This is a genomic window from Streptomyces griseorubiginosus (genome assembly GCF_017614965.1).
Taxonomy (GTDB): Bacteria; Actinomycetota; Actinomycetes; order Streptomycetales; family Streptomycetaceae; genus Streptomyces; species Streptomyces griseorubiginosus_B.
Genome location: NZ_WVUG01000488.1, coordinates 1 through 4,031, shown reverse-complemented (window position 1 = coordinate 4,031; position 4,031 = coordinate 1). Strand labels below are relative to the sequence as shown.

The window sequence follows — 4,031 nt, the reverse complement described above, 5'->3', positions numbered from 1 at the left end:
GGGCGGGGAGGCAGGGTCGGTGGCGGTGGTCGACGTGACCATGGACGGACTCGTTTCCCTCGGCTCGTGCGGGCCGTTCGGGCCGTTCGGGCTGTTCGGCTCCTCGGTCATGCCGCCGTACCCATCACTCGGCCGCATCTGGCGCCCCGCGCCTCGTTGACGCCGCTCAGGATCGCGGCGGTCACCGGGACCAGGACCAGCACCGCCGCGGCGCCCAGACAGAGGTGGTCCCAGAAGCCGAAGCGGAGGGCCGATCTGTCTCCGAGGAACGGCCGGTAGTGCCCTTGCGGATCGATCACAGCTCGGGTCGTCGTGCCGATCGCGGCCTCGTGCGTGCACCGCTTGTCGTTGCCGATGGTCTGCCGGACCGAGCCGTCGGGCAGTCTGACCCGGCAGTACAGACTGGACACCCCGTGCGACACCGAGCGCTCGGGCTTCACATACGTGACCCTGGCCTCCTGCCCGCGCAGGCGGAGGTACCACTGGTCGGCCTGCCCGGGGCCGACCAGGATCAGGACGACATAGGAGACCCCGACGAAGCAGTAGGCGACGGTCCCCACCCAAGACGAGCGCGCCCGGAACCCGGCCCACGCCACGGCCGGTACACATGCCACACCCACGAGCAGCGCGGACGGACCGATCACGTACGTGGACGACAGGCAGACGACCACGCCCGCCACGGCCACGACGAGCAGCCGCGTCCACCGCCGCAGGGCGCCGTCGCCCGCCAGACCCCAGGTGGCGGCGCCGGGAGAGAACTCGGAGATGATGTGTCGCACGCGCCGCTCACCGCCGTCCTCGGCGGCGATCCGGCGCAACTCCGGCAGGCCCAGTCCGCTCTGCTCGAGGGTGCGCCGAGTGGTTGCCGGCAATCGTGCGAACAGCTCGTCCGCCGTACCCGACTCGCTCACGCCGCCGCCCTGGGCGCGCGGTTGCCGTCACGTCGTCCTGCGGTGACAGCGATCACCGGGGTCAGGACCAGAACCACGACGGCACCCAGGCAGACGTACCCCTCGACGATGCCGCCGAGGTCCGACTTCGTGCCGAGAGAGGGGTCGTAGTGGCCCGACGGATCGACGACGGCCGTGGTCCTCTGCCCCACTCGGTCGGCGCATTCGGCCTTGTTGTCGATCACCTCGTGGACCGAACCGTCCTGCAGCCGGACCCTGCAGTATGTCTCGCGGGTGCCATGCGTCCACTGGTGGGTGGGTGAGGCGAGGGTGACCGTCTGTTCCTCGCCACGCAACTGGAGATACCAGGCGTTTACGGAATGCGAACCGACAAAGATCAGTACGAAATACATGGCCGCCGTGAGAAACCGTGCGGCAGGAGCCCCACGGGAATCGGGGGTCTTGAAGGCCAGCCAGATCACCAGCAGCCCGAGCCCGATGCCCACGTAGGCCGACGCCGTGCCGATGAACAGACTGAGGACCAGGCTGACGAGAGCCGAGGCGACGGTCCCCAGCAACAGACGTCCCCAGGGCCATATCGCCGGCCTCTTGCCCTCTCCTGGCCCTGACGGCCGAGGGCTGGTGGAGACGTCGGCGAGAATCCGACGCACCTTACGCAGGCCATCCGGAGCAGCGGCCATCTGGAGCAGTTCGGGCAGCCCCAAGCCGACCTCGGCCATCGCCTGCTGACGCTTCTCCGGAAGTTCCGCGAACAACTCCTCGACGGACCGGTCATCCGCGCTGGTCACGTGATCCCTGTTTTCTCGATGTCGGGTTGTGGGGCAACCGACCGACCTCATCCATCGGTACTCCAGTGCCAGTTGTAGAACGGTGTCCCGCCGGCGCCGATCACCGGAAGCTTTTTCGCTCCCTTCAGGAAGTTCGGCCCTGTGACCCACGGCTCGCCGGGGTGCGTGTGTGCCAGGTTGCCCCAGCCTGCAAGGAGCGGCGCTCCCTGACTGCCGTAGTAGAGGATCTTGGCCTGCCTCGCCATGCTTGTCGGCGATCCGCTCTTACGGCACTGTGGCCCCGAGGGCGGAAGCGGCGGCGGCGTACCGCTGATGCGTCTTGGTCAGCAGCCCGACGGTGTCACGGGTCTTGTCCTGAAGCGCCCGCCCGGCGTCGGAGTCCCAACCGTTCCCGTCCACGAGGTTGTTCAGCTTGCCGGCCTGCTCCTCGATGAGCTTGGCGGTGTCGGCGATGCGCTTGCCGAGCCGGGCGACCTCGTACGGGTCGCCCGGCGTGAACTCCTTGTCGTCATACCGGGCCGTCTGCCAGTCGACACCGGAGAGGTCGTAACTCACTTGGCCTCGCTACCCTCCCCCGGCTGGGCTTTGAGCAGCGCGTCCGCCAGATGCTGATCGACACCGTCGTAGGCCTTCGCGGCCGCGCCCGCGGTCTTGCCGAGGAACTCCAGCCCGTTGCAGAGCTCTTTGCGCTTCTTCTTCCAGTCGTCGGCGAAGTCGTCCAGCGCGGAGGCGACGTCTCCCGACCCGATCTCGGCGCCGTAACCGTCGACAAGGTCCCTGGCCTGCTCGAAGTTGGCCTTGAGCCGGGCCACCGACCTGCTGATCTCCTTCAGCTCCGACGTGGACACCTTGACGTGATCCGCCACTACGACCCCCGTACGCATACGTCACATCCGCCCCTCAGGCACGGGCGGCCAGGGTTACTGTCCTTCGACGGCTTTTCGGCCAGCAACCAAAGGACTGCAAAGGGAGCGTCCGGATCGGGTTGCCCGGACCGGCATGTCCGCAGGTTGTGCAGGCACCTGACTCATAGGATCGTCGGCATGGCACTGCGCCCCGTTATGGTCAACATCAAGGCCCTTGACCACTCGACGGTCGGCCGGTTCTGGGCGTATGCGCTCGGCTGGAGCGCCTACAGCGCCGGCGCGACCACGTACGTCGGACCCCCCGGTGGCCTCGTCTGGCCGGACCCGGTCGTTCTCGGCATCGACGTCGTTCCCGTCCCGAAAGCGAAGACACCGACGAAGAACCGCATGCACCTCGATCTCGCCACCACCTCCGACGTCCATAAGGCGGAGCTGGTCAGGCATGTGAAAGCGCTCGGTGCGACGCCGGTCGATGTGGGGCAGGGCAAGGTGCCGTGGACGGTCCTCGCCGACCCCGAGGGCAACGAGTTCTGCGTCCTGGAGCCGCGGGAGGTCTACCGGGACACCGGGCCGATCGCCGCGGTGGTGGTCGACTGCGCGAATCCGCGGGCGATGGCCCGGTTCTGGGACGAGGCGACGGACTGGACCCTGCACGAAGTAACGGACGACCAGGCGGTGTTGCGCTCCGCGAAAGGTGTCGGTCCGTATGTCGAATTCCTCCGCACCCCCGACGCGAAGACGGTGCCGGACCGCGTCCACCTCGACCTGCTGCCGTATCCCGATGACGACAAGACGGCGGAGGTGACCCGACTACGGACTCTCGGCGCGACGGACCTCGACCTGGGCCAGGGTGACGTCCCTTGGAGTTGCCTGACGGATCCGGAGGAGCATGAGTTCTGTGTGCTTGCGTTGCCTTGAGGCCGGGGCATCGCGGGGACTTCGCCGGATTACTCCTGATCGTCGTCTGCGGCAGCGTCGGCACCGGATGGGTACGCGACGAAGGTGCCTTTCGCGGGGAGTGTGACCACCAGACCTCGCTCGCGGAGCTCGCGAATCGCACGACGGGCAGTCAGATATGCCACTCCGTACTCCGCACCAAGGTCCCGCTCTCCCGGCAACCGCGCTCCAGGCCGCAATTCGCCTGACGCGATACGGGCAGCAATGTGGTCCGCCACCTGCATATACACGTACGCGATCTTGTTCGGGTCAATCGGGGAGTCGCTTCTGTCTGCTGCCATAGCAACCACCGTAAAACAGCCCTGAGCTGCAGCGATGGACGTAATGCTGCGCACTGCTATGCACTGACATGCGTAGCAATGTAGGCTGAAAACGGAAAGACCCCGGCGACGGAGGCAACCGTCCCGGGGCATGGCCAACGCCGATATGGAGCGTCGACATGCTGGACCTTATCGCCCGCGCCCTCGCCTGGGTGCTGACCCTGTGCACCCCGCACCCTGTCTCTTATA

General features: G+C 67.1%; 7 protein-coding genes. 1 reads left to right on the top strand and 6 read right to left on the bottom strand.

The annotated features are described in order from the left end of the window. Positions 1-107 precede the first annotated feature (107 nt). The 5 genes from GRC12_RS42420 to GRC12_RS42400 are packed head-to-tail and all read right to left on the bottom strand — an operon-like array spanning position 108 to position 2,565. The gene (locus GRC12_RS42420) at positions 108-911 is read right to left on the bottom strand and encodes a hypothetical protein (RefSeq protein ID WP_208785782.1); all 804 of its coding nucleotides are present in this window, start codon (positions 909-911) and stop codon (positions 108-110) included. After that, a complete protein-coding gene (locus GRC12_RS42415) occupies positions 908-1,750 on the bottom strand; it encodes a hypothetical protein (protein WP_208785781.1) in 843 nt (280 codons plus the stop codon). The genes GRC12_RS42420 and GRC12_RS42415 overlap by 4 nt, the downstream gene beginning before the upstream one ends. Then, a complete protein-coding gene (locus tag GRC12_RS42410) occupies positions 1,747-1,944 on the bottom strand; it encodes a hypothetical protein (RefSeq protein ID WP_208785780.1) in 198 nt (65 codons plus the stop codon). The genes GRC12_RS42415 and GRC12_RS42410 overlap by 4 nt, the downstream gene beginning before the upstream one ends. A gap of 19 nt (positions 1,945-1,963) precedes the next feature. Beyond that, on the bottom strand, positions 1,964-2,254 hold the full coding sequence (locus GRC12_RS42405; protein ID WP_208785779.1) for a hypothetical protein: 291 nt from the start codon (positions 2,252-2,254) through the stop codon (positions 1,964-1,966). Further along, entirely contained in the window at positions 2,251-2,565 is a 315-nt protein-coding gene (locus GRC12_RS42400) for a hypothetical protein (RefSeq protein WP_208785778.1), read from the bottom strand. The genes GRC12_RS42405 and GRC12_RS42400 overlap by 4 nt, the downstream gene beginning before the upstream one ends. Positions 2,566-2,742: 177 nt before the next feature. On the opposite strand from GRC12_RS42400, the gene GRC12_RS42395 reads away from it, so the two are divergent. Then, positions 2,743-3,483, top strand: coding sequence for a VOC family protein (locus tag GRC12_RS42395; protein WP_208785777.1), 741 nt, complete (start codon positions 2,743-2,745; stop codon positions 3,481-3,483). A 29-nt stretch (positions 3,484-3,512) separates the two neighbouring features. Here the strand turns inward: GRC12_RS42395 and GRC12_RS42390 are convergent, their stop codons facing one another. Then, complete coding sequence (locus tag GRC12_RS42390) at positions 3,513-3,746, bottom strand: winged helix-turn-helix domain-containing protein (protein WP_439959951.1); 234 nt, start codon at positions 3,744-3,746, stop codon at positions 3,513-3,515. Positions 3,747-4,031 lie beyond the last annotated feature (285 nt).